Below are 23663 nucleotides of genomic sequence, written 5' to 3' on the forward strand. Positions count from 1 at the left end.
TACAAGAGCAACTATCTGGGAGTGCAGTACCTGGATATGTTAAGAAGAATACCCACGCCCGCCAGTGAAAAAATGAGTGAAGTTGAACCGAAGCTGACAAAGGGCAGGGTAATCCCCGTCACGGGCAGTGTGCCCGTAACCACCCCGATATTGACAAATGCCTGCAACGCAATGCCGGAAACCAGCCCGGCGGCCAGCAGGCTGCCGAAAGCATCCGGGCAGGTGATGGCGATGCGAAAACCCCGCCACACCAGTAAAATAAACAGTAAAATAATCAGGCATCCGCCGATGAAGCCCAGCTCCTCGCCGATGGCGGCAAAAATAAAATCGGTATGCCGCTCGGGCAGGAATAAAAACTTGGAGTGCCGCCCCTGGCCCAGCCCGGTGCCCAAAAGCCCGCCCGAGGCCAGCGACATCAAGGCGTTGAGGATGTTCCAGCCCGCCCCGGTGGGGTCGGCCTCCGGATCAAGAAAGGCCATAAACCGTCGCATCCGGTAAGGTTCCAGAAAGATGGCCGCAACTACCCCGGCCACGCCCACGGTGGCCAGTCCCGCCAAGTGCCCGCCACGGGCTCCCGCGGCGAAAAACATGATAAAAATCGTGCCCATAAGCGTGGCCGCGGTGCCCAGGTCGGGCTGGGCCAGAATCAACAGGGCCGCCGCTCCCGCCACCATGAGAAACGGCAGCAGCCCGGTGGTGAAATTTTGCACCCGCTCCTTTTTCCGGGCCAGGCCATAAGCGGTAAAGGTGATAATACATATTTTAACCAGTTCCGAGGGTTGGAAACTGAAAAAGCCCAGGTTGATCCAGCGCCTGGCGCCGAGAAACTCCATCCCGATGCCGGGAATCAACACCAGCACCAGAAGTACAAACGAGGTAATCAGCATCACGCCGACCCAGCGCTTGAGCCGCCAGTAATCATAATTCATCATGAAAAACATGGCGCCAATGCCCAGCATCGCGCCAAACAACTGGCGTTTAAAAAAATGGAAGGGGTCCTTGAAAGGGCCTTCGGGATCGCCGGCAAAATACGCGCTGGCGCTGAACACCATGACCAGGCCGATGCTGAGCAGCGTCAGAACGGTTAAAAACAGCACAAAATCGGTCGCTCTTCTGCGCATACGCATAGCCACAACACCCCTTCTACGCCGGATGACGCGCTTAAAAACAGCTATAACGCAATAATTATTTCAAGCTGTTTACAATTTCCCGGAACAGGTCGCCGCGTTCCTCATAGCTCTTGAACATATCCCAGCTGGCGCAGGCCGGTGACAGCAGCACCACGTCGCCGGAGCGCGCGCACCGGTGCGCCATCAGCACGGCCTCGCGGAAATCCGGCGCCCGCAATATTTCAGTGCAGCCGGCCCGCCGGGCGGCCTGTTCGATTTCCCCGGCGCTTTCGCCCAGCACAACCAAAACCCGTACTTTTTCCCGGACCAGGCGGGCGAATTCGGTAAAATCGCTGCCCTTGTTCCTGCCCCCGGCCAGTAAAATAATGGGCTGGTCAAAGGCTTCCAGCGCCTTCATGCTGGCCTCGGGGTTGGTGCCCTTGGAATCGTTGACGTACTTGACACCGTTGATCTCCGCCACCGTTTCCAGCCGGTGCGCTACCCCGGCAAACGTTTTCAGCGTACGGGCAATTACGGCTGGTTCCACCCCCATCACGCGGGCGGCCGCCGTCGCGGCCAGGGCGTTTTCCAGGTTGTGCGCTCCGGGTATGGCCACTTCGCCCGCCGCCAGGATACCGGTTTCCCCGTCATCCAGGCGTGCCACGATCCGGGAATCCCGGACAAACACCCCTTCTTTTAAAATATGCCTGCGGCTGAAGAATATGACCTTTCCCGGCACCGTTTGGGCAAGAGCCCGGGTCCGGGGATCATCGTAATTGAGCACGGTGAAATCGCCCCGCCCCTGCCGCGCGAAAACCCGCGCCTTGGCCGCCGTGTAGCATTCCATGTCGCCGTGGCGGTCCAGGTGATCGGGTGTGATATTGGTGATCACCGCCACCCGGGGGCGGAACCGGTCCGCCGTTTCCAGCTGGAAGCTGGAAACCTCGGCCACAATCACATCCCCCGGACCGTATTCCTCCACCGCGTCCACCAGCGGCAAACCGATATTGCCCCCAACCAGGGTACGGTAGCCCGCCGCCCGAAAAATTTCGCCCACCAGCGCGGTGGTGGTGGTTTTACCGTTGGTTCCGGTAATGGCCACCACGGGCGCCCGGGCAAAACGGTAGGCCAGCTCGAGCTCGCCGGTCACGGGCACCCCGGCCCGCCGCGCCGCGGCCACCGGCGGCACGCCTGGCGGCACGCCGGGGCTTACCACCACCAGGTCGAAGCTGCCCGGCCCGATCTCGGGGTAGTTTCCCAACTCGCCCCTTACCCCCGCGTGCAGCAGTGCGTCCAGCTCACCGTTAAATTTGTCCCTGGTCCTGCTATCCGTAAGCGTCACCTCCGCGCCCTTGCGCAGGAGAAACCTTGTTACGGATACGCCGCTCTTGCCGGCGCCCACCACCAGAACTCTTTTGCCTTGCAATTCCAACAGAACTTTACCTTCTTTCTAATATACGTTGGTTTATCTTTATAAAGCGTGACTCCCCCAGAGACCAAGCAGCGCAAAAAATATCGATGCCAGCCAGAAAGTGCGCACCACCCGGACCTCGCTCCAGCCGCCCAGTTCAAAGTGGTGGTGCAGCGGGCTCATGCGGAAGATGCGCCGCCCGAATACCTGAAAGGAAAAAACCTGCAGCATCACCGAAAGGGTCTCAAGAACAAATACGCCCCCGATGACCAGCAACAACAGTTCGTTGCCGGTGATTACCGCCGCCGCACCCAGGGCGCCGCCGAGGGCCAGCGACCCTGTGTCGCCCATGAACACCCGGGCGGGGTGCCGGTTATAAAATAGAAAGCCCAGGCAGCCGCCGGCCAGCGCGGTCATGGCCAGGGCAACCCCCGGCTTGCCGGAACCAAGCCCCACCACCGCGAAGGCCGCCGCCACCACCACGGTAATCCCGGCCGCCAGCCCGTCCAGGCCGTCGGTTAAATTGACGGCGTTGGCCATGCCCACCACGAGAAACGTGCTGAACAAAACGTAAAACCAGGGTCCCCAATCAAGTGCCGCCTCGTTTCCCGTAAACAGGGCTCCAAAGGGTATGGTAACGGCGGTGCCCCGCCCCAGCACCGTAATAACCAGCACGCCCAATAGCGCCGCCAGCAAAACCTGGCCCAGCAGTTTTTCCCTGGCCCGCAGGCCGAGGGAACGCTTCAGCGCCACTTTGATAAAGTCATCCAGAAAACCGATCAGCCCGAACCCCAGCAAGGCGCCCAGTACCACCAGCGTGTCCGGGTTGCCCCGGCCGGCAACGAGGCCGGCCGCCAGGGTGGCAAAGACAAAAATCACCCCGCCCATGGTGGGCGTGCCGGCCTTCTTTAAATGCCGCGCCGGGCCGTCGTCCCTGATATTCTGACCGAATTTCAACCGGCGCAGCAGTGGGATAAAAACAGGACCCAGGGCCAGGGCGATTACAAGGGCGATCACAAATGCCTGAATCATTTGGGAATAAATCGATGCGGTCATTTCCCCTACTCCCTGTAAAGCGCTGATAATTTAGTCTTTCAATAGATCTCTGATTATTTCCTCCATGCGCATGCCCCGCGAGCCCTTGACCAGAACCACGTCTCCCGGCCGCAGTTCCCGGCGCAGCACCTGCACGGCCTCGTCCTTATTCCCGCAGGGAATAATCCCGTCCCTTACGCCTCCCGCTTGCCGCGCGCCCTCCGCCGTTTCCCGGGACAGTTCGCCCACGGTGACCAGCAGCGCCGTCCCGTGCCGCACCGCCGCCGCGCCGGCCCGCCTGTGGCCTTCCTCGGCGCCGCCGCCCAGCTCCAGCATGTCGCCCAGCACCGCCACCTTTCTCCGGTCGCCGGCGATTTCCTCCAGGGATTGCAGGGCGGCGCACGTGGAATCCGGGTTGGCGTTATACGCGTCATTGATGATGGTGTAAGCCCCGGCGTCAACCAGCTCCGTCCGCATGCCGGAAAGGGTTACCCGGGCCAGGCCGGCGGCCACCTCGTCCGGCGTCAGCCCCAGGAGCAGGCCGGTTCCCGCGGCCGCCAGGGCGTTCATCACATTGTGCCGTCCCGGCAGGGGCAGGTAAACCTCGCATTGCACGTCGCCCATCACCGCGGTGAACCGGTTGCCGGCGCCTTCCCGGCGCACGTCCCGGGCGAAAATATCCATCCCCGGGTCCAGCCCGAAGAAGAACACCCGGCCGTGGCAACGGCGCGCCTGCTCCCGGGCGTGCGGGCTGTCCCCGGGCAGCAGGGCGAACCCGTCCGCGGAAATGTGGTCCAGGATCTCCCCCTTGGCCCGGGCGATATTCTCCACCGAGCCCAGCCTTTCCAGGTGGGCCACTCCGATATTGTTGATAATGGCGCAGGTGGGCCGGGCCAGCCGGCACAACGCGTCGATTTCCCCCGGGGCGCGCATGCCCATCTCCACCACCGCCGCACCGTGCTCGGCGGAAAAATCCAGCAGGGTCAGCGGCAGGCCGATTTCGTTGTTAAAGTTGCCCTTTGTTTTGAGCACCTTGTACCGGGTTTCCAGCACCGCCGCCACCATGTCCTTGGTGGTGGTTTTGCCGCTGCTGCCGGTAACGCCCACCACGGGCACGGCGAACTGCCGGCGGTTGTAGGCCGCCAGGGCCTGCAGGCCGGCCAGGGTGTCTCCCACCATGATCACCGGCACCCGGGCATCCACCGGCACTTTGCGGCTCACCACCAGCGCCGCCGCCCCGCCGGCCACCGCCCGGTCCACAAAGTCGTGGGCGTCGTACCGCTCCCCCCGCAGGGCAAAAAACAGGTCCCCCGGCTGAATTTGCCGGGTATCGGTGGAAACCCTGGAAACGGTTACCCCCTCATCGCCCTGCAACAGCTTGCCGCCGATGGCCCTGTAAACCTGGCCCACCGTCATGGTTATCATAGATAAAACCTCCTTGGATTAACCCGGAAATCCTATGATTCAACCTTTCAACCTTTCAACACCCGGCACCAGGCTGGAGGGCGGCTTCCGCCTCTTCGCGATCGTCGAAGTGGTATTTTCGGGTACCGATAATCTGGTAATCCTCATGGCCCTTGCCGGCGATCAACACCACGTCGCCGGTTTTGGCGCTTTGAATGGCCCGCCTGATGGCCTCCCGCCGGTCGGGCACAACCAGGTAATTCGCCCCGGCCACTTTCTGCACGCCCCGCAGAATGTCCTCGATAATGCCCATGGGGTCTTCGGTGCGGGGGTTATCCGACGTCACCACCGCCAGGTCGCTCATCCGGGCGGCCAGTTCCCCCATGACGGGCCGCTTGGTACGATCCCGGTCGCCGCCGCAGCCGAATACTGTGATCAGCCTGCCGCTGGTAATCTCCCGGGCGGTAACCAGCACGTTCTCCAGGCCGTCCGGGGTGTGCGCATAATCCACCACCACGGCGAAATCCTGTCCCCGGTCCACCAGCTCGAAGCGGCCGGGCACCCCGGGCACCCCCTCCAGCGCCCGCTTGATCACGGGCAGGGGAATGCCGTCCGCAACCCCGGCGGCGACGGCCGCCAGGGCGTTATACACGTTGAACTTGCCGGTGAGCCTGAGCCGCAAATCAATGCTTTCCCCATCCCTCACCACCGCCGTAAAGGACACACCCCCGGCCGTCACCCGCACGTCCCGGGCAGTCACGCCGGCAGGGCGCTCCACCCCGTAGGTGATCACGGGTACGCGGCAGGCCTCGATGATTGCCTGCGCCGCCCGGTCGTCGATGTTGACCACCACATGCTTGGCGCCGGGCTTGTGCGCGTCCCGGCCCAGCCCGGCAAACAGCAGGCTTTTGGCCCGCAGGTACTCCTCCATGTCGCCGTGAAAGTCCAGGTGGTCCTGGGTGATATTGGTGAATATCGCCGTGTCAAATTCGCATTCGTCCACCCGGTGCAGCACCAAAGCGTGGGAGCTCACCTCCATGGTCACCACCTGCACCTTTTCCCCGGCCATCCCAGCCAGCAGGCGCTGCAGGTCGGTAGACTCGGGCGTGGTGCGCTCCACCGGCAGCACCCGATCGCCGATGCGGTTGTGAATGGTGCCGACCAGGCCTGTTTTGAACCCGTGCTCCCGGTATACCGCCTCCACCAGGTTGGTGGTGGTGGTTTTGCCGTTGGTGCCCGTTACCCCCACCAGTTTCATTTTCCGGGCGGGGTAATCGTAAAATCGGGCGGAGAGCAGCGGCAACAACCTGCGGGTGTCTTCCGCCAGCACCCGGGACACGCCTTCCGGCACCGGCACGTCTTGCTGCAGCGCCACGGCGACGGCGCCCCGTTCCACGGCGTCACGCACGTACAGGTGACCGTCCGTTTTAAACCCCTTGATGGCTACAAATAAAAAACCCGGCTCAACCTGCCGCGAGTCGTAAGCGATCCCAAGCACCTGTTGATCCGAAACCAGCGCCACATCCACCAGCGGCAGTCCAGCCAATAGATTGGATAATAACAACCCGCAATCCTCCTTAATTTTATTAAACATTATTACCAGATTTAGTATATTTAACCTGTTGATCGTGAAAAACGCCGGGCGCCGGAAACGGCTAACCCGCCCCGGCGACCCCGGTTTAATCTCTATATGGATTTTCCAATTTATCCTGTCCCCTAGAGACAGTTCCTCCTTCCGGGGACGTTTTAGCAGGCTCCCGTCTGGGCGGTTCGAATTTGACCCTGATCAACGTTCTTTCCGCCACCTTCCCCCCGGGCTTGACACTTTGTTCAACCGCCACGCCGCTTCCCTCGGGCGACAGGCGCAGCCCGATATTCTCCAGTAAATTGCCGGCTTCCTTAATGGAAAGACCCCGCAGGTCCGGCACGGTCACCGGGTCGCCGCTCTTCCTCTTCCCCACCGGCTGCAGTTCAAGAATGACGGTGGTGCCTCCGTTCACTCTGGCCCCGGCGCCGGGAGTCTGCTCGTAAACAATTTCACCCTCCCCCCGGGTCCGGTACTTCAACCCCGCAGCCTGGATGGCCCGGCAGGCATCTTCCACGGGATAATTCACCACGTTGGGCACCGTAACTTCAACTCTGGGTGTTTCCACCTCCCAGGGTTCCTTGGGTTTTACCAGGCCGGGCGTTTCGGGGATCCCCAGGTAACGCAGAGTGTCCCTGACAACGGCCTGAAATACCGGCGCGGCCACCTGGCCCCCGTAATAAATACCTCCTTTTGGCTCAGCGACGACCACCAGCACGGCGACCTTGGGGTTGTCAACCGGGGCGATGCCGGCAAAGGAAGCGACGTACCGGCCGTCAACGTAGCCCCCTCTTTCGCCCACCACCTGGGCCGTGCCGGTCTTGCCGCCCACGCGGTAGCCTTCAACAAAAGCGTTGCGGCCTGTTCCCTCGGCCACCACGCTTTCCAAGAGCCCACACAGCTGGTGCGCGGTATCCCTGGAAATAACCTGGCGCACCTTTTCCGGTTTGATAGTGCTGACGGTTTTACCGTTATACCTGATTTCCTTCACCAGCTGGGGCTTCATCAACATACCGTCGTTGGCCACCGCCGCCACGGCGGTGACCAGTTGAATCGGCGTGACGGCGATGGATTGCCCGATGGACATGGTGGCCAGGTTCAGGGTGGTGGCGCTCTTTTGCGGAATCACTATCCCGCCGGCCTCGCCCGGCAGCCTGATGCCCGTGCGCTGGCCGAACCCGAAGGCTTCTATGTACTTGTAAAATTTATCTTTCCCCGTATTCAGGCCCACCGCGATAAAGCCGGGGTTGCAGGAATTCTGAATCACCTCGGCAAAGCTCTGGCTCCCGTGACCCCCCGCTTTCCAACAGCGGATGTTGCGGTCGGCCACCTTGATGTAACCGGGATCAAAAAATCTGTCCTCGGGACGCACTGTTCCCTCATCCAGGGCGGCGGCCGCCGTCACGATTTTGAATGTGGAACCCGGTTCGTAGTTGTACCAGATGGCGGGGTTTTTGTCCCATACCTCCCGCGGCTCTTCCTGCCAGTTGTTGGGGTTGAAGGTGGGCCGGTTGCCCATGGCCAGAATACCCCCTGTTTCCGGGTCCATGACAATCACCAGGGCAAACTTGGGATTGTACTGGGCCACCACCTTGTCCAGTTCCCTTTCTACAAAATACTGGATTGTTTCATCGATGGTCAGCACCAGGTCGTAGCCCGGCTTGGGGGGGATGTACTGGTGGATTGCCTCGGGCACGGGCCGCCCCGCGGCGTCGTGCTCAACCACAATCCGCCCCGGCTGGCCGCGCAGCTCCTCGTCATAGCTTTTTTCGATGCCGATCAGACCCTGGTTGTCAATGCCGGTGAACCCCAACACGTGCGGCGCCAGGGTGGGTTTAAGGTAGTAGCGCTTGCTTTCCTCCACAAACTCGATGCCCGTCAGGTTCAGCTCCCTGACCCGCTGGGCCGTGTCGTTGTCGACCTTGCGCTTGATCCACTCAAAGGACGATTTTCTAGTCAACCGCTTGTACAGTGTATCAACGTCCATATCCAGGATGGGCGCCAGTTTTTCCGCGGCTTCCCGCGGGTTTTTCACGTGCCCGGGTGTTGCGTAAATGGAATCGACGCTGATGCTGGTAACCAGCTCTTTACCGTTGCGGTCAAGGATGGAGCCCCGCTTGGCCTCCACCGGAACATCCCTCAACCGTACTTCCAGGGCCTTATTATGTAGTTCTTCGCCCTGGACAAACTGAATCCAGGCCAACCTGCCGATCAAAATGAAAAAAAACAGGCTGGCCAGCAGGAATATCCAGGTCAAACGCTTGCGCACGGTCATATTGGTTCCGTACATTCCCCGACCCTCCGTCAACTGCGCGCGTTATTATGTAAAATCATTAACGGTACTAAATATTACGCAGCAATACACAATAATTACCCCGTACGGATACTGCTTTCCAGCCTGCCCACCATGTCGGCGAAGGCCCTGATCACCCAGTTTTGTTCACGCCGTGCCCCGGCCGCCGTTTTCCGGTCGTCTTTTTTAGCCGGTTCCCCGGCCGCCACAGTACCGGCCGCCGGCTTTTGTCCGGCGGGTTCCACGGCTTCCACCACCACAACCCGGTCGTTTTGGGGTCTCACCATACCCAGCCGGTGCACCGCCACGGCCTCGATGTATTCCAGGTTGGAAAGCTGGTTTACCCTGGCGTACAGGTCATCACTTTCGGTACGCAGCAGGGCCAATTCCTGCTCGGCTTTGTTCAAGCGGTAACCGGTGATCAGCACCTGGGCGTAATAAAAAGCGATCACCACGCAGGAACAAAAAAGGAGCAATACCATGCCCGTCAGGGCCAGCCGCTCTTTCCTTACCAGCCTCAGGCCCTGCTTACCGGGGGTTTGCCTTTTCTCTTCCGGTAGTTGAGGCAAACCGTAATATTCAGCCTTCTCCCTGGCTACTATCAAAACTATTCACCCTCCCGGCTTTTTAGAACAGAGTCTATTTTTTCCACCACCCGCAGCTTGGCGCTTCGGGCGCGCGGGTTTTCGGCCAGTTCCTGTTCCGTGGGAGTGACCGGCCGGCTGTTCACCAGCCTGATCACCGGTTTTTGCCCGCAGGTGCACACGGGAAATTTGGGCGGGCACTTGCAGGGGTTGGCCAGTTCCCGGAATGTTTCCTTGGCGATGCGGTCCTCCAGCGAATGAAAGGTGATCACGCAAATCCTGCCACCCGGCTTGAGCAGTGCCACGGCGTCACGAAAGGAATCCGCCAGAATACCCAGTTCGTTGTTCACCGCAATGCGCAGGGCCTGGAAGGTCCGCTTGGCGGGGTGCGGCCCCTCCCGGCGGGCCGAAGCGGGAACGGCTTGTTTAATGATTTCCACCAGTTCCGCGGTGGTGTTTATTTTACGGTTTTTCCTGGCCCGGGCGATAAATGAAGCGATTCTCGACGCCCAGCGCTCCTCGCCATAACGACGGATGATGTCCGCCAGTTCCCGCTCCGGGAGGTTGTTCACCAGGTCCCGCGCCGTCACCAGCCCGCCGGAGTCCATGCGCATGTCCAGGGGCGCGTCGTGCATGTAACTGAATCCCCGGGCGGGGTTGTCCAGCTGGTAGGAACTGACCCCCAGGTCAAATAAAAACCCGTCCACGGCGTCCAGGTCAAGTTCCGCCAGCACCCGGGCCAAGCGCGCGAAATTGGAGCGCACCAGGGTATACCGGCCCTGGAAAGGCGCCAGTTTCTCCGCAGCGGCTCGCAGGGCGTCGGGGTCCTGGTCCAGGCCAACCACCCTCACCCCGGGTCCGGTACTGCTCAAAAGGGCATGGGCATGCCCACCCCCGCCCACCGTGCAGTCAACAAAAACCCCTGCCACGCCGGGGTTCAATCCTGAAAGCACTTCCTCGACCATAATAGGCCGGTGGCTAAAAGAGATGAAATTGTCAGACATTTTATCGCTGCAAAAAAAATTCTCTACCATATAATTCAATAATTCACCATTAGTATTATATGCCGAGATCGAAATCCACAATCTTTTCGGCGATTTCCTCCACCGATGAGGCCGATTCTGCGTTATAGCGCTCCCAGCGCTCCAAAGACCAGATCTCCACCCGGCTGGACACGCCAATGACCACCACTTCCTTCTCCAGCCCGGCGTACTCCCTCAGATTGGCAGGAATCAACACCCGCCCCTGCTTGTCTATTTCACACTCGGTGGCGCCGGCAAAGAAAAAACGCACAAAGGCCCGGGCATCAGCTCTGGTAAAGGGCAGTGAACGCATTTTCTGTTCGAGCGCAGACCATTCTTGAGGGGGGTAGGCAAACAAACAGCCGTCCAAACCCTTGGTTACGATGAATTTATCGCCCAGACCTTCGCGGAGACGGGCTGGAATGATTAGTCTTCCCTTGCTGTCAATTGTATGCTGGTATTCACCCAAAAACATGCCGGCACCCCACCGGGTTACATTGGCAAACCACTTTCCACCACTTTCCACCACTTATTTTATATTTTTTTTATCCCCATTGCAATAGTTCTTAAGTCCCAGGCAAAAAAATAAACCAGAGCTGTAAGCTTCTGGTTTAAAGAGGTCGCTGGCTTTAATACAAAGGAGGATTTTTTCTTTTTAAAAACTCTCCCCTTCTATTATATATTCCCATCTCCGCTGCCTGGGACATGCGGTAAACAATAATGCCCACCGGCACGTCGTCCTTCAAGTCGCATATATTAATCACACCGAGCGGCTGCGGGCCCGGATCCTTCTTTTTTAAATATCGCGACTGCGGCTTGCCGGCATTTGCCAAGGGCTGTTTTACTCCATCCGTCCTCCTGTCGCCGGTCAAAGTCATAACAATAGACGCGCAAAACAGCACCAGGGAAAAGATCAGAATCACATATTCCATAACACCACCGCTTTCCGCTACCCGATTGGATACGCGACCGGCAGCCGGCGCAAGATGCCGCGCGGCCTTGCCGCCAAATCAGGTCTTTTTATTCATTTCTTCACAGATTGATATTACTTTCCGCTCCGGCGATTTTTTTCCCCCGTCCCCGGTCTTGAATGAAGCCCAACCGGACGGCTCCGGAAAGATTTTAGTCAGGTCGGAGTTGCAATACGGGCAGATCCACCTGCCCAGGGCGGCGGAGTATGAATCTCCTTTACAAAAAGGGCAAATTTTTCTATACATTAGAATCTCATCTCCCCCAATACTTATATTTCAGATTTAACAATATTTTACTATAATAACAGTATTAGATAAAATCATTCTTTAGAACTATTTTTTAAATATATTTTTTCCAGGAGGTCATGGTAATCCCATCACCGTTTGTGTCCACTCGGAATAACCTGATTGTTAAAACCAATACCGGCTGGCCTTTACCAAAGAAAAAAACCAACCATAACGGTTGGCATATCTGTCTTATGAATCCGTTTGCTCACCATCATTTTTGGTAACCCTTGGAGGTTCGGTCGCCGGTACTGCAGCTTCGGGCGAAGCGGCCTTGTCTTTACTGGAAGACGGGCCGGCGTTGGCATTCGTATTACCCTGTTCGGCGCAATCCGAACCCGTATTTACGCTATTCCGGCCGCCTGTTCCAAAATCGCCGGGAATCGAGCCGCCCGTTCCCGAGCTATCCGTCCCCGCTCCCCCCGCCCCGGTGTTAACCAAATCTGTCCCACCGGATCCCGGGTTGCCTGTTCCAGTGCCTCCCAAGCCCTCATCACCAAAATCTTCCTGAACGGAGTTGGAGTTTCCGGTTCCAGCGTTACCTGAACCGTTTTCACCAGCCTGGTTCCCTGATCCGGCTTCACCCGAAACAGAGTTGCCTGGATTTGGATCCTCCGTTCCATTATTGCCCGGTGCTGGGTTTACCGGGTCCGCACTATCTGTTCCGGTTCCGCCGGTGCCCGCGCCTGCCGGTTCCTGGTAACCTGCTTCGTTACCGCCGGTGCCGGTACTGCCGGAGCCCTGGTTTCCTGTTCCGGGAGCTTCTGACCCGCTATTGCCGGGTTCCGGCTGACCCGGGTTATCGACCGGTTCCGGCTGCCGGCTCAACTGGTCAATTAAGTCCCCGGCATTCCCGAGGCTTTCGCTTAAACTATCAATGTGCTCTTCCAGCGTCGCTATCCTGTCTTCCAATCTGGCTTTATCCCTGGTAAGTTCGTCATTTAATTCTATAAGTCGCTCTTTTTCCTGCTTTAATTGATCCCGTTCTTCAATCAAGGCCATCTTTTCGGCAATCAGCCGGAGTAAATCTTTCACGGACTTGATCTCTCTAACCTGGCCTTCGGGATCGTCCCGATCTTCCACCATTCGGGCATACAACTCTTCGCCATCAATGGTGACGGTGCCCACTTCATAGGAAGAATAGTTGTTCAATACCCTGACCACTATTTTACCGGTAAAGGTTTGCTTGTTGTTCCTCCAGTCAAGCAACCCCAACTCATCCAAACGTGCCGGGCGAACTGGTATTTTGAAGCTTTCCCCGGCTTTCAGGCACACGGGATTGATGTGCTGCACTGCTTCGCCCAGGCTTCCTTCAATACTGAAGTAGACCCAAAGCTTACCGGGCGACACATTGGTTACAACAAAGCCGCTGTCACCGGTATCCAGCCAGTTTTCAACGTCAAATTCTCCGGTCACCTTCAATATATCCTGCTCATCCGCGGCTATGGCCTCTCCGGGCGGCGTCCTGGCCAGCGTATTGAAAATGGCGTATGTGCCGTTAAAGCCCAACCCCACCATTGTGAGGATAAAAATGTATACCGTGGCCAGCATAACCTTGAGCAGTTTTTTCCTCTTGTTTTTTCGTCGCTTATGCAGGCGCACTACTCTGGACTCATACAGGATTCAACACCTCCCACAACAATGCCCTTAAAGTGCGTGTTCCTTAGGGTCAAGGTCTACTCCCAGGTTATAGCGGGCTTCCACTTGCCCCCCGGAGCTGCTGCAGGTGAAAGGACCACCAGCGCCTTGATCCGGTTCGGTTTTACTGCTACAACCGGTAAAGTCGTTTCTTGTCAACAAAGCTTTACCGGAACCGTTAACTATTACAGGATTGCCTGCAGCGTTAAAAATATTATCTAAAATTTTGCATTCGCGGCCCGGTTTAACCTTAACTCCGGTTCCGTTGATGGCAAAGCCCTGAATTAAGGTTGCATTACCTTGCAAATTACCGCCCTGCCCACCGGTAGCAGGCCCCTTGCCGCTTCCGCCCGCACGAACCGTAAATCCTCCCACAACGGTGTCAAACACCACGTCTTTCGCTTTCACCGCCACTCCGGGTTTTATTTCCAGGTTTCCATAAGAACCGGCAGGGATTAATATGACATCACCAGGTTCGGCTCCATCGAGAACGGCCTGCACGTTGCCGCCTTCAGCCAGGTGGACCCGCTCCCCCACTGCCTGGCCCGGTTTTTGTCCCGCATATACAGTTATTGAAAATTCCACGCCCTTGCCTTTGTACCAGTTGCCGGCCCTTTCATCCAGCTGGATGAAAAATTCAAGCTCGGTGGCCTGGTCGGGCTCCAGAACAATTTCCCGCTCCAATGGTATAACATTTCCGTCAAGGGCCAGGAGCGATCCCCGGTACAACACGTTTCCGCCGCTGTTTACACATTTGGTTCGAAGCGCATTCGCTAAAAATTTACCGTTACTTTCCGTAATATTTACGGAAAGGCCGTTGATATATGCCGTCATCGTGCCCAGGTTCTTGACTTTGATCTTCAGCTTTTGAGGCTCGGCACCGGGCAACATATCATTCAGACTGACAAATTCACCCAGCACCCCTTTACAGCCGTCATCTTTGCCAATGAACAGTGTACCGGCGTTAATTGTATTGCCCTGGCTGACGGCCTCACCACTGAACAGAGCCAGAGATCCGGCCGAGAGAGTAAATATTATGAGCGCTATTAATCCGGTTAACAGAATCAATTTGGTTTTGATCATGAATTAATCCTCCGTTGTCATTTGATCCGCCCGTTGGCTGCATTTTTTATGAAGGTTATTCAAACTATCACCCGTCTATGTTGGAGAACCTATTGTTATGTTACTAAAATGTGAAAACTTATTATATCACCCGCCGGTATGAAAAATTTCAATCATACTTTGGTTGTATTTTCGCGTTACATTTCAACGCTCACGCCATCATGCCCGCCGGCCACGACGCCATGCCAGTCTTCCGGACAGCCCGGCCTTAACAAAATAACTCAACCGTTCATAAAATGGTAAATGGCTGATCTTCCCCCCAAAGTACATCCGGGTTAAAGTATCAATTACCATTGGTAAATTCCGTCCATAACCCGGTACCGCAAACCCAAGCAAGCGAAACAGCTTTGCGATGGAAATTGCGGAAGAAGATTTTAAGTTGCCGGAAAGGGGGCTTCGGAAAACGAGTTGGATTCGGAATAAAAAGCGGCTCCTACACCTGGTCCATCCCCGTAGCCCAGGTTGCCGGAAACGACTACCGGATCAGGATCACCAGCACCTCCAACAGCGCTTGTACGGACACCAGCGAAAACAATTTCATTATCAGCGCAGCCGGTGAATTGGTAGCACTATTCATCCACAACGGTTCGGAAGAAAGCAACAAAGTAAGCAACACTTCCGATTACGGCTACTCAACATTAAAGACCATGCTCGAGGAGGGACTGGGATTTTCATAACAAGTTCCTGGCCATGTACGACAACCGCACCCTGGTCAAAAACATATTCACCTGGCTGGCCGGGGGCACAGAACCCGCCGGCGCGACAATCACCGTGACCTCACCCAACGGCGGAGAGGACTGGGCCGCCGGTTCAACGCACAACGTTACCTGGAACTACACGGGTGACCCCGGCGCACAAGTTAAAATCGAGCTGCTTAAAGGCGACGCCGTGGATACCGTCATCTCCTCCGGCGCACCGGTTGGAACTGAAGGTGCCGGCTCCTACAGCTGGACCATTCCGAAAAACCAGGCACCCGGCGGCGACTACACGGTAAGGGTAACCAGCACGTCCGACAGTTCCTGCACCGACACCAGCGACGGCAGCTTCTCCATCACGGCCCCTTCGAACACCGTTGTCGGCTTCGACCCGTCGGAAACAACCGTCTATAAAAACCCTATCGAAGATTACAGCCCTGAATTCGTCATCAGCGTAACTATTAACGGCCTTGCCGGCGGTCAGAAAATACTCAGCTTCCATGACATGATCAAATTCGATCCCGCGCTGCTGGAAGCAGTTAAAGTGGAAATACCAACCGGCTCGCTCCTGGAACCGGTCCTTTTCTGGGACCACCAAATCGACAACCAGCACGGGGTTATCGAATTCGCCCTGGCCAGGGAGAACGTCAACTACCCGGGAAGCGGCGGTTTAGTTTACAATATAACCCTGCGTGCCAGGGGTGAAGGTACCACGGCGTTGAACCACCTGTCACCTGAACTGCGCAATGACCGGAACCTGCCTGTTCAGGTGGGTACCAGTAGCTGCACGGTGAATGTCACCAGCCTGGTGGGCGACTTTAACGCAGATGGCAACATCGACTCCGCCGACAAAGAAGTATTTAGCCTGTCCTGGAAGCATAAAGCCGGAGACACGGGCTGGGACGAAAAGGTCCCGGGCGTTCCCGGCACCCCTTACCGGCAGGCCGATATAGGCCCGGCTGCGGGCGCTCCTCCCGGTCTGGTTGTTCAGCCGGATGGTATGGTGGACTTTGAAGACCTTTCGGTTTTCGCGCTGATGTGGAACTGGAACAAGGGGCATATCAACCTGGATAAAAACCAATTAAAGCTGTTTGAAGCGGCAGGCCTCGATCACAAACGGTTTTTAATTCCCGGCAAATAAAATGAGTGGTTAATCCCTCCCCGCCACCCGGGGAGGATTTTAAAGTTCACAAGTTTGTTCAACACCCCCGTTTTCTCGCATTGCGACAAAATAGCGATAAGCACATTAATTTATCCAAAGGGGGTACTCCTTTGAGTACCCCCTTTTTTGTTTGGGTCATCATTTGCTGTTGGCTTGCATAACGCCCTGACGCGTTAAACTGTACTCATTGTTTGAATTTTTAGGGATTGTTTTTCTTCTGAACGGCATTGACCGCAAATGTAACTACCAGTTCCTCGCCTTGCAAATCATTACCTGCTGACCTGTCAAATGTAACCTTGAAGTGCAGTTGGCAATTGCCACCAAGCATACAGGGCAGATTTTTATTAAAGGCTACCGGACCGGCCAAAAACGTTGATAGCCACCCTTCAGCTATTTTTACGTCCGTCATGCTACTACCCACCATTTCCGGGTGGAATACTTCAACCCATAATTTATCGGCCATGGCTGCATTCCCGGACTGTAAATCAGCCTGCGTGCTTACCAGCCAAGCGTCCAATGTTGACGGAGCACGATTATACACGGTCAGAGTTCCCATGTAGAAATCGCCGGGCGCCCAAACACCAGTCGGGTATATGCCGGGTTGCCCGCTCGGTGTTGCACCCTGGGCTGCAGTAACATAAAACATTGGGCCCGGGACGGTGTCACCGGCATCGCGCTCGCTTGTAATAACAAGCTGCCCGGCTGTAAAACTGGTATCAGCCGGTGAAGTACTATCGGTGAACAGAGCGAACGTACCTCCCGTTACCAACGCTATTGTGCAGAGAACAACTGCTAAGGCAAGAAAAAACTTTTTCTTAATCATTTAGGGGCCTCCCCTATGAGTCCTGCAGCAGGTATGTTATGCCTGTGGCAGGATTAAATTTTATTACCAGGAGCTAGGACCAGTGCCAGCAGCATTGATATTATTCTTGGCTTGGACGGCTTTAACCGACAGGGACAGCTGGGCTGAAGCGCCCTGATAATCGTTATCGGCTTCAAGAGGCAGGCTCCAGTCGATATCCAGTGACACTGTGTCATCCTGGCTAAACCGGCCAAGAACTTGATCACTGGCATTGCTGCTATAGTTATTTGTCCCGTCGGAAATAGTAACATCCAAAGGAGTTGCGCCACTCGCAAGATCCCCATTCAGAACGGTATCCAAACCAAGCCAGGCTTCCAGGTTACCGGTATAAGCAACTTCATAAGTAAATGAACCACTATCCCCGGGAGCAATATTGTTAATATCGATAAGTGTTGTAGCGGGTTCATCAAGAGTAACGGTGCCGGCAGTAAAGGTATTATCCACATTACTGGTATCCGCGGTGAACAGCGCGAAGGTGGCGCCGCTTGCCAGGAGCGCAACCAGAGCCACAGTCATCAGACTGAGCATCAACCGTTTTTTCATTTTCATTTCCTCCTTAATAATGGGTTAAGTAAATTTTTAATTAAGTACATTCGACGTCAGGGCGTCACGAAAAACAACCTACCAATAAACTATATTCCGCAAAAAAACTGAAATCAGAATCCTTACGCCTTACTGTGCTCCCCGCTCTCACCCCCCACTTTTTTGGCCCTTTCTTCCTCTTCCAGGACCTTGTATATTTTAATTAGCTCCGACCCGGTGATCAGCAGGGCCGGAATTATGACGCACACGATGATCCCCGTGGGCTTGTGTAGGAAGTTGTTCAGGTACCCGAAGTATGGAAGTCGCCATTTGTAAATTCCTACAATTTGATCTCTCGCCACGGTGGACAGGTCCTCGGAATCGTTGGCGTCACCCTTCGTCACGTACGCCGCGGGCTTATCGTTTACTTTGACCACGCCCATGACCCGGTGGGTGATCAGCATATATTCCTTTTCCTTGGTGCGGAAGGTGATCACGTCGCCCTCACCGATTTCGTCATTCCCGGCCAGGGGCCGGACAATTATGGCGTCGCCGGTATGGATCACCGGCTCCATGGAACCGCTGAGCACGTTTAGAAGTTTATAACCGTAAATTGTCGGTATCCGGTCGTTGGAAAAACGGGCGGAAACCGTGATGCCGACCGCAGCGACAATCACCAGTACCAGAATCGCCGTAATCGTAAAATTTAAAATCTTCAAAACCAGCTTCATGCGTCAATCCTCCTTTGTAGCACTAATTGATGCACTATCCCTACAGTTAAGCAACATACAAAAAGGCAAGCCACTTATTTCGTCCTGCTGCCGCGCACGGTTAAAATGTTACCACAGGCAAAAAGGCATACCATCCATCCCGGGTATGAACTTGAGGTTTAAATAGAGTTCCTCCTTTAATCTAAATCTGTTAAAGGTATTAGTTCTCCCCCGAAAAGTTTTCCGGGATCGCGAGTTGTAGCTCGGCCTTTGATTCCGGCTTGATATCCTTGGAAAAACCGAGGAAGAAAAAGTAACCCGAGTAGCAGGCCAGTTCCACGGCCTTGAGCAAAAATCCGGGTAGTATGGGCCCCTGCAGGTAACCGTCGCACAAGACCAGGAATTTTCTCAGGCAGTTGGCATCCAGTGAACTGGCCGAGTAAAGGATAATTTTAGTCCAGCCGCACAGTTTCTTAACTTTCCCCAACGTTTCATAATCACCGGCAAAGGGTTGAGAAAGCTCGTAGACAAGCAGGTCGGGTTGCAGTACAAAAGCTTCTTCAAGTACAGCGTTCCCTTCATGCCCCACTATTTCCAGGTTTTCAGCGGAGTTTAAAATCATCGCCACCCCGCCGCAAACCACTTGACCGTTTTTTGCTACAATAACCCTGACCTTTTGCATGCGATTTCCCCCCGGCCGGAAATAAAAAAAATAGAAAACTTGATGTCTTCAATAAATAATCAAAAGATAAAAGCTGAAATAAAAAATATCTCTTTTTGATCTGTCTAACAATTGAACGATGGTATGAAAAATTTTATCCCCGGTATAAAAATGAAATAAAATAAAAAAGACCTTCACGGGCGAAGGCCTTCCAATGCAAGTGTCTTGAACCGCTTTTTTCGGATAAAACTTTTTAGTACTAGTACTTAACTGTGCACCGCCAGGTGTTCGTTCACCAGGCCAATCTTGTAGGAATATATTATAGCCTGGGCCCGGTTGTTCTGGCCCAGCTTGCGCAGGATGCTGCTGACGTGGGTCTTCACTGTGGGCTCGCTGATAAACAGCTTGGAGGCAATCTCGCGGTTGGAGTAGTTCCTGGCCATCAGCTGCAGTATTTCCATCTCCCGCCTGGTGAGGGACTCCCCGCCTCCTAGCAGCCCGTTTTTGAACTGGGCGGCAGGAATTGCCTTTTCCGTTCCGGCGCTGGACATCAACTTTTTAAAGGAACCGGGCAGGCAGAAAATCCCTGCCCGGCAGGCCAGTTCAACGGTTTTCAGCAAACACCCCCGCATAATCCCTCTTGGCACGCAGCTGTCCACGCCGTGGGCCAGCATTTCGGTAATCCCTTCGCAATGTTCATTTTCCAACAAAGCAATAATCAGGCTGCAGGGGCATTCATGTTTTAACTGGCTGATCGGCTCAAAGTATTTGGGTGTTTCCCCGGTAATATCAACCAACACCGCGTCGGGTTGAAACATAATTGATTTCTCCCTGGCTTCGCTTAACGAAAAGCTACCCAGCACTTCAAACACGCTTTCCGAAGCGAAAATAGCCGCCAAACCCCGCCTGGCGGAAGAATCCTCACTGGCAATGACTACGCAAATTTTATTCATCCCAACCGGCCTCCTCCAAAATTTTACACACTAAGCTTGTAAAATTTAAAGATAGTTTACATATCCTATCTTCGGCAACCGGTCCATCAACCCGTTCAACCGGGCGATCCTGGCTTTGCGCTCTCCTGCCCTCCGGGTGGAAAAGGATTCCACAAGCACTGCCTGCGGGTTCTAAATAATTCAGAATAATAATCCAAAGTTGCCCCCCGAAAATTTTAGTCAAACAGGTTATTACTGGTGGTAGGAGATTGCCCTTTCGGTATAGGATCGTGAAAGCGTTTGGTATTAATACTTTGAACATCTATTCACGGTTACTTTTGGAAACTCCTGCCGCGAAACTACTGTTAAAATGGGGGTTTTTGTTAATTCATGTTTATGCTTTCACAAACCCTTATACTTTCTGAACTACCGCTCAAATATTTTTAAAAAATTACTTTAAGCTTGAAAAAATAATACTTTGGTATAGCCGGTGCCGGTCAATAAAGATAGAGCCCTGTCGAATCGATACCCCACCTGATCCGGGACATGGGCGTCGGAGCCCGTGGTTACCGGCACGCCGCGTTTTCGACATTCCTGCAACAGGATTAGCCCGGGGTAGATTTCCTCCACCGGGGCTCTTAGCCCGGCGGTATTAATTTCGATGCACACACCGGATTCCGCGAATACCCAGGCGGTCTCCGCATATAGCTCGCGCAGGTCCCCCTTGGGCCGGTAGCCGAATTTTTTGATCAGGTCCGGGTGGGCCATTACGTTGAACAGCCCGCTGCGGGCGGCCTGCTGCACCAGCTTGAAATACTTGCGGTACAGTTCATCGATGTCATGGTTCTTGTATTCTTCAATATAGGCGGGGTTATCAAAGCCCCACCCGTCGATGTAATGCACGGAACCAAGCACGTAATCAAACGGGTACGCGTCCAGAACCCGCCTGGCCTCGTCCTCATACCCGGGGATAAAGTCCACTTCAATGCCCAGTTTAATGGTAATACCCCGGTAATAGGAGCGCAGCCTTTCCACTTCCGCCACGTATTCCGGCAGCCGCTCAGGCGACATGGCCAGCGAGGGATCACGCTCGTTTTCTTCCAACCAGTACATAGGAATATGGTCCGCGAAGCCGATTTCCCGCAGGCCCAGTTCCAGGGCCTTTTCCACGTACTCGTGCATCTCTCCCCCGGCGTGCCCGCAGCGGGCGGTGTGGATGTGGTAGTCGGGCAGTTGCATATAGAGTCCCTCGCTTTAACTTTCAACCTTTCAACACCTGGCACCGTTTTGAGACTTCCCGGGTCAGCCGGTAGATCCGCTCCGCCAGTTCCGGCTCCAACAGGCCCGTACCGCAGGCGGGGGTGATCATGCTCTGCCGGAGCAGCGTTTCCCGGTCCACGCCCCTCTGGGCCAGTTCGGCCCAGAGCTGTTCCAGGCGGGCCAATAGCGATCCGGCGTCCTCTTCGAAGGCCCTGTCCAGGGTGGGCACAATACCCCAGGCCATTACCCCGCCCCGTTCCAGGTAGCTTTTTAATTCGTTGACGTAGGGAATCAACGAATCCCCGAACTGGTACGCATCCAGGTTGACGATCTCCAGGTTTGATTCAAACAGCACCGACCAGTCAATGGCGTCGCAGGAATGCACCCCGGCCAGCCCGCCCGCCGAATGAATGGCCTCGAAAATGACATTCAGGTCGCCGGTGACCATTTCCCTGGTCACGGTGATGTAACTGCTGCTGCCATAGACCCTGATGCCGGGCTCGTCCACGAAGATAATTACCGGCAAACCGAATTGACCCAGTTCCGCAGCCTGCCAGCGGGCGTGCATAGCCAGAGTTTTTACCAGCATATCCCGCAGCTGGTCCTCGTAATAGGCCAGCCGCCCCCGCTCGTCCTTGAGCTGGAAGCCGATGGTCAAAGGCCCCGCCAGGTGCCCCTTCAGATAACGGGCCGCACCCGTGCCTTTTTGCCGCAGGTCCTCCATAAAAGCGTAAAAGCCCGAGGCCGATGCCGGGGGAAAAGCAAACACCTTCAGGGCTTCCGGGTCCCCCGCCTCGGCCGCCAGGTAGGTGGAGTAAAACTCGGTCAGCCGGTCGGGCCAGGCCGGGTTGTCCACCGGAAATACCACTTTGTCCCCTCTTTTTTCCAAAAGTCCCAGCCGCACCAGCGGGTCCAGGAACTGGTGCACGAAACCCTCGTCCCCGCCCCGCCGGGGCAGCTGGGGCCAGTGGGGAATCTCGGGCAGGTTTTCCCCGATCAATTCAAGGGCCGGGCCGGCTTCTGTAAACGGCATGCTGCCAATGCCGGTGGCCAGTCCACGTGGTAAAAATTTCACTTGGCACCCCTCCCAACAAGGTAATTATACCTGTGGCGGAAAAGGGTGTCAAAGTGGTGGTTGGTCGTTGGTGGTTGGTCGTTGGTCGTCAGTGGTCGGAAAGACGATTATTACCCTTGGAATGAACAAGGGCGACGGAAGCACCCTTGATCAGCGATCCGGGTGTGATTTTTCAATATCTGTTTACCGGATACCCAATTTTTGCTTAATTTCTTCCACCGCCCCGGCTGCCGCCAGTTCGCCCCGGCGGATGCAGTATTCGATTTTTTCAAAATCCCAGGGGCTCATCTTGATCACTGGCCTGATCACCACGTCGGCATAGCGTTCCAGCTTGAGGTTGATACCCTCGGAGATTACCAGCTCAAAGCTCTGGGTCAACATGTCGATGATATTGTCGATCCGGTGCCGCTGGACGCCGTCATAGCCGGCATCCACCGCAATGACAAAATCGGCCCCCATCCTCCGCAGCACGTAGCACGGAACATTATCGCGAACCCCGCCGTCCACCAGGATGCGGTCATCCAGCCGCACCGGCTCGAAAATGCCGGGCACGGCAATGCTGGCCCTAACCGCTTTCGCCACCGGCACATTTGTAACAAAGCTATCCTCCGGCGGCAGCACCGTGCGCGTGGATGGGACGTCTCCTGAAAAGATAACCAGCGTGCCATCCCGGGCATCCACCGCGGTTATGCCCAGCGGCACTTTAGTTTCACTGAAAAGCCGGTCTTGCCCCACCAGCTTTTCCAGCAGCGCCTCCAGTTTTTTACCCTTCATCAGGCCCAACCGGCGGCGCGGGATACTGGGCAGGGGTAACATGCTTGCAACAATTTCCTTAATAATCAAACCAACAAGCGAAGACCCGTAATCAAATATGTCCCGGGGGCGCAGCCCGGCGGCTATTTCCTCCATCCGCTCCGGGCTGTAACCCGAAGCGTAAAGCGCCGCCACGATGCTGCCGGAGCTGGTGCCCGCCACCATATGCACCGGAATGCCCGACTTCAAAAATACCTTTAACACCCCGATATGAGCCATGCCCCGCATGACCCCGCCGCCCAGGGCCAGCCCCACCAGCGGCTTGGCAGTCATAAAAAAACCACCGCCTGTGTTTCATGGTACTACCATAGTATGAAACCCGGGCGGTGGATGTGATACTACTCTTTTTTCTTCAACCGTTCCAGTTCCTCCTCCAGTTCCTCCAGCCGGTTGATCATTGCGGGTTTAACCGAATGAGCCGGCAGCCTTCTCTTCAGGTCCGCGATTATTTCCTCCAATTCCCTGATTCTTTTTTCCCGCTCGTCCACGTCCCCAGCTCCCTTTCCAGGCAA

At 55.7% G+C, this 23663-nt stretch carries 24 protein-coding genes; 2 read left to right on the forward strand and 22 right to left on the reverse strand.

The genetic code is table 11. From position 1 onward, the window contains the following. Positions 1-11 precede the first annotated feature (11 nt). The 13 genes from ftsW to IT084_RS09745 form a co-directional block, all read right to left on the reverse strand. Positions 12-1127 (reverse strand): putative lipid II flippase FtsW, encoded by a 1116-nt coding sequence (ftsW, locus tag IT084_RS09685; RefSeq protein WP_195712655.1) that lies wholly within the window; start codon positions 1125-1127, stop codon positions 12-14. Between the two features lie 58 nt (positions 1128-1185). Further along, positions 1186-2541: a UDP-N-acetylmuramoyl-L-alanine--D-glutamate ligase gene (gene murD, locus IT084_RS09690; RefSeq protein WP_195712656.1), complete on the reverse strand. Its 1356-nt coding sequence runs from the start codon at positions 2539-2541 to the stop codon at positions 1186-1188. 39 nt (positions 2542-2580) lie between these two features. Next, complete coding sequence (gene mraY / locus IT084_RS09695; protein ID WP_195712657.1) at positions 2581-3576, reverse strand: phospho-N-acetylmuramoyl-pentapeptide-transferase; 996 nt, start codon at positions 3574-3576, stop codon at positions 2581-2583. 30 nt (positions 3577-3606) lie between these two features. Next, entirely contained in the window at positions 3607-4980 is a 1374-nt protein-coding gene (gene murF / locus IT084_RS09700; protein WP_195712658.1) for a UDP-N-acetylmuramoyl-tripeptide--D-alanyl-D-alanine ligase, read from the reverse strand. A 55-nt stretch (positions 4981-5035) separates the two neighbouring features. Then, complete coding sequence (locus IT084_RS09705; protein WP_243276887.1) at positions 5036-6523, reverse strand: UDP-N-acetylmuramoyl-L-alanyl-D-glutamate--2,6-diaminopimelate ligase; 1488 nt, start codon at positions 6521-6523, stop codon at positions 5036-5038. Positions 6524-6638: 115 nt separating this feature from the next. Continuing rightward, positions 6639-8834 carry a stage V sporulation protein D gene (locus IT084_RS09710; RefSeq protein ID WP_195712660.1) on the reverse strand — a complete coding sequence of 732 codons (2196 nt, stop codon included), beginning with the start codon at positions 8832-8834 and terminating at the stop codon, positions 6639-6641. A gap of 80 nt (positions 8835-8914) precedes the next feature. Then, the gene (locus IT084_RS09715; RefSeq protein ID WP_195712661.1) at positions 8915-9442 is read right to left on the reverse strand and encodes a septum formation initiator family protein; all 528 of its coding nucleotides are present in this window, start codon (positions 9440-9442) and stop codon (positions 8915-8917) included. Positions 9443-9444: 2 nt separating this feature from the next. Continuing rightward, a complete protein-coding gene (gene rsmH / locus IT084_RS09720) occupies positions 9445-10425 on the reverse strand; it encodes a 16S rRNA (cytosine(1402)-N(4))-methyltransferase RsmH (RefSeq protein ID WP_195712662.1) in 981 nt (326 codons plus the stop codon). A 55-nt stretch (positions 10426-10480) separates the two neighbouring features. After that, complete coding sequence (mraZ, locus tag IT084_RS09725; protein WP_195712663.1) at positions 10481-10918, reverse strand: division/cell wall cluster transcriptional repressor MraZ; 438 nt, start codon at positions 10916-10918, stop codon at positions 10481-10483. A 154-nt stretch (positions 10919-11072) separates the two neighbouring features. Further along, on the reverse strand, positions 11073-11375 hold the full coding sequence (locus tag IT084_RS09730; protein WP_195712664.1) for a hypothetical protein: 303 nt from the start codon (positions 11373-11375) through the stop codon (positions 11073-11075). Positions 11376-11453: 78 nt separating this feature from the next. Further along, positions 11454-11660: a hypothetical protein gene (locus IT084_RS09735; RefSeq protein ID WP_195712665.1), complete on the reverse strand. Its 207-nt coding sequence runs from the start codon at positions 11658-11660 to the stop codon at positions 11454-11456. A 231-nt stretch (positions 11661-11891) separates the two neighbouring features. Further along, on the reverse strand, positions 11892-13301 hold the full coding sequence (locus IT084_RS09740; protein ID WP_195712666.1) for a hypothetical protein: 1410 nt from the start codon (positions 13299-13301) through the stop codon (positions 11892-11894). Between the two features lie 45 nt (positions 13302-13346). Then, positions 13347-14420 (reverse strand): hypothetical protein, encoded by a 1074-nt coding sequence (locus IT084_RS09745; protein WP_195712667.1) that lies wholly within the window; start codon positions 14418-14420, stop codon positions 13347-13349. 386 nt (positions 14421-14806) lie between these two features. On the opposite strand from IT084_RS09745, the gene IT084_RS09750 reads away from it, so the two are divergent. Continuing rightward, on the forward strand, positions 14807-15136 hold the full coding sequence (locus tag IT084_RS09750) for a hypothetical protein (RefSeq protein ID WP_195712668.1): 330 nt from the start codon (positions 14807-14809) through the stop codon (positions 15134-15136). A gap of 13 nt (positions 15137-15149) precedes the next feature. After that, positions 15150-16295: a GPI anchored serine-threonine rich family protein gene (locus tag IT084_RS09755; protein WP_195712669.1), complete on the forward strand. Its 1146-nt coding sequence runs from the start codon at positions 15150-15152 to the stop codon at positions 16293-16295. A gap of 220 nt (positions 16296-16515) precedes the next feature. On the opposite strand, the gene IT084_RS09760 is transcribed toward IT084_RS09755, so the two are convergent. From IT084_RS09760 to IT084_RS09800, 9 genes are all read right to left on the reverse strand, one after another. Next, positions 16516-17139, reverse strand: coding sequence for a TasA family protein (locus IT084_RS09760; protein WP_195712670.1), 624 nt, complete (start codon positions 17137-17139; stop codon positions 16516-16518). Positions 17140-17202: 63 nt separating this feature from the next. Continuing rightward, entirely contained in the window at positions 17203-17721 is a 519-nt protein-coding gene (locus IT084_RS09765) for a TasA family protein (protein WP_195712671.1), read from the reverse strand. 122 nt (positions 17722-17843) lie between these two features. Beyond that, positions 17844-18431: a signal peptidase I gene (locus IT084_RS09770; protein ID WP_195712672.1), complete on the reverse strand. Its 588-nt coding sequence runs from the start codon at positions 18429-18431 to the stop codon at positions 17844-17846. Positions 18432-18630: 199 nt separating this feature from the next. Next, entirely contained in the window at positions 18631-19092 is a 462-nt protein-coding gene (locus tag IT084_RS09775; protein ID WP_195712673.1) for a response regulator transcription factor, read from the reverse strand. 245 nt (positions 19093-19337) lie between these two features. Continuing rightward, the gene (locus tag IT084_RS09780; RefSeq protein ID WP_243276888.1) at positions 19338-20024 is read right to left on the reverse strand and encodes a response regulator transcription factor; all 687 of its coding nucleotides are present in this window, start codon (positions 20022-20024) and stop codon (positions 19338-19340) included. A gap of 435 nt (positions 20025-20459) precedes the next feature. Continuing rightward, a complete protein-coding gene (locus IT084_RS09785) occupies positions 20460-21242 on the reverse strand; it encodes a histidinol-phosphatase HisJ family protein (protein ID WP_195712674.1) in 783 nt (260 codons plus the stop codon). A gap of 22 nt (positions 21243-21264) precedes the next feature. Further along, complete coding sequence (locus IT084_RS09790; protein WP_195712675.1) at positions 21265-22338, reverse strand: methionine synthase; 1074 nt, start codon at positions 22336-22338, stop codon at positions 21265-21267. Positions 22339-22521: 183 nt separating this feature from the next. Further along, on the reverse strand, positions 22522-23424 hold the full coding sequence (locus IT084_RS09795) for a patatin-like phospholipase family protein (protein ID WP_195712676.1): 903 nt from the start codon (positions 23422-23424) through the stop codon (positions 22522-22524). A 65-nt stretch (positions 23425-23489) separates the two neighbouring features. Continuing rightward, entirely contained in the window at positions 23490-23663 is a 174-nt protein-coding gene (locus IT084_RS09800; protein ID WP_207744512.1) for a histidine kinase, read from the reverse strand.

Origin of the sequence: Desulfallas sp. Bu1-1 (assembly GCF_015594625.1) — a bacterium.
Taxonomy (GTDB): Bacteria; Bacillota; Desulfotomaculia; order Desulfotomaculales; family Desulfallaceae; genus JADNRQ01.

Bases quoted from the DNA above. Each gene is read 5' to 3' on its own strand.
- rsmH (WP_195712662.1), bottom strand. From the start codon at position 10,425: ATGTCTGACAATTTCATCTCTTTTAGCCACCGGCCTATTATGGTCGAG.
- IT084_RS09780 (WP_243276888.1), bottom strand. From the start codon at position 20,024: ATGAATAAAATTTGCGTAGTCATTGCCAGTGAGGATTCTTCCGCCAGG.
- IT084_RS09770 (WP_195712672.1), bottom strand. From the start codon at position 18,431: ATGAAGCTGGTTTTGAAGATTTTAAATTTTACGATTACGGCGATTCTG.
- IT084_RS09730 (WP_195712664.1), bottom strand. From the start codon at position 11,375: ATGGAATATGTGATTCTGATCTTTTCCCTGGTGCTGTTTTGCGCGTCT.
- IT084_RS09710 (WP_195712660.1), bottom strand. From the start codon at position 8,834: ATGTACGGAACCAATATGACCGTGCGCAAGCGTTTGACCTGGATATTC.
- IT084_RS09735 (WP_195712665.1), bottom strand. From the start codon at position 11,660: ATGTATAGAAAAATTTGCCCTTTTTGTAAAGGAGATTCATACTCCGCC.
- murF (WP_195712658.1), bottom strand. From the start codon at position 4,980: ATGATAACCATGACGGTGGGCCAGGTTTACAGGGCCATCGGCGGCAAG.
- IT084_RS09755 (WP_195712669.1), top strand. From the start codon at position 15,150: ATGTACGACAACCGCACCCTGGTCAAAAACATATTCACCTGGCTGGCC.
- IT084_RS09775 (WP_195712673.1), bottom strand. From the start codon at position 19,092: ATGCAAAAGGTCAGGGTTATTGTAGCAAAAAACGGTCAAGTGGTTTGC.
- IT084_RS09760 (WP_195712670.1), bottom strand. From the start codon at position 17,139: ATGATTAAGAAAAAGTTTTTTCTTGCCTTAGCAGTTGTTCTCTGCACA.
- IT084_RS09785 (WP_195712674.1), bottom strand. From the start codon at position 21,242: ATGCAACTGCCCGACTACCACATCCACACCGCCCGCTGCGGGCACGCC.
- IT084_RS09765 (WP_195712671.1), bottom strand. From the start codon at position 17,721: ATGAAAAAACGGTTGATGCTCAGTCTGATGACTGTGGCTCTGGTTGCG.
- ftsW (WP_195712655.1), bottom strand. From the start codon at position 1,127: ATGCGTATGCGCAGAAGAGCGACCGATTTTGTGCTGTTTTTAACCGTT.
- IT084_RS09745 (WP_195712667.1), bottom strand. From the start codon at position 14,420: ATGATCAAAACCAAATTGATTCTGTTAACCGGATTAATAGCGCTCATA.
- mraZ (WP_195712663.1), bottom strand. From the start codon at position 10,918: ATGTTTTTGGGTGAATACCAGCATACAATTGACAGCAAGGGAAGACTA.
- mraY (WP_195712657.1), bottom strand. From the start codon at position 3,576: ATGACCGCATCGATTTATTCCCAAATGATTCAGGCATTTGTGATCGCC.
- IT084_RS09795 (WP_195712676.1), bottom strand. From the start codon at position 23,424: ATGACTGCCAAGCCGCTGGTGGGGCTGGCCCTGGGCGGCGGGGTCATG.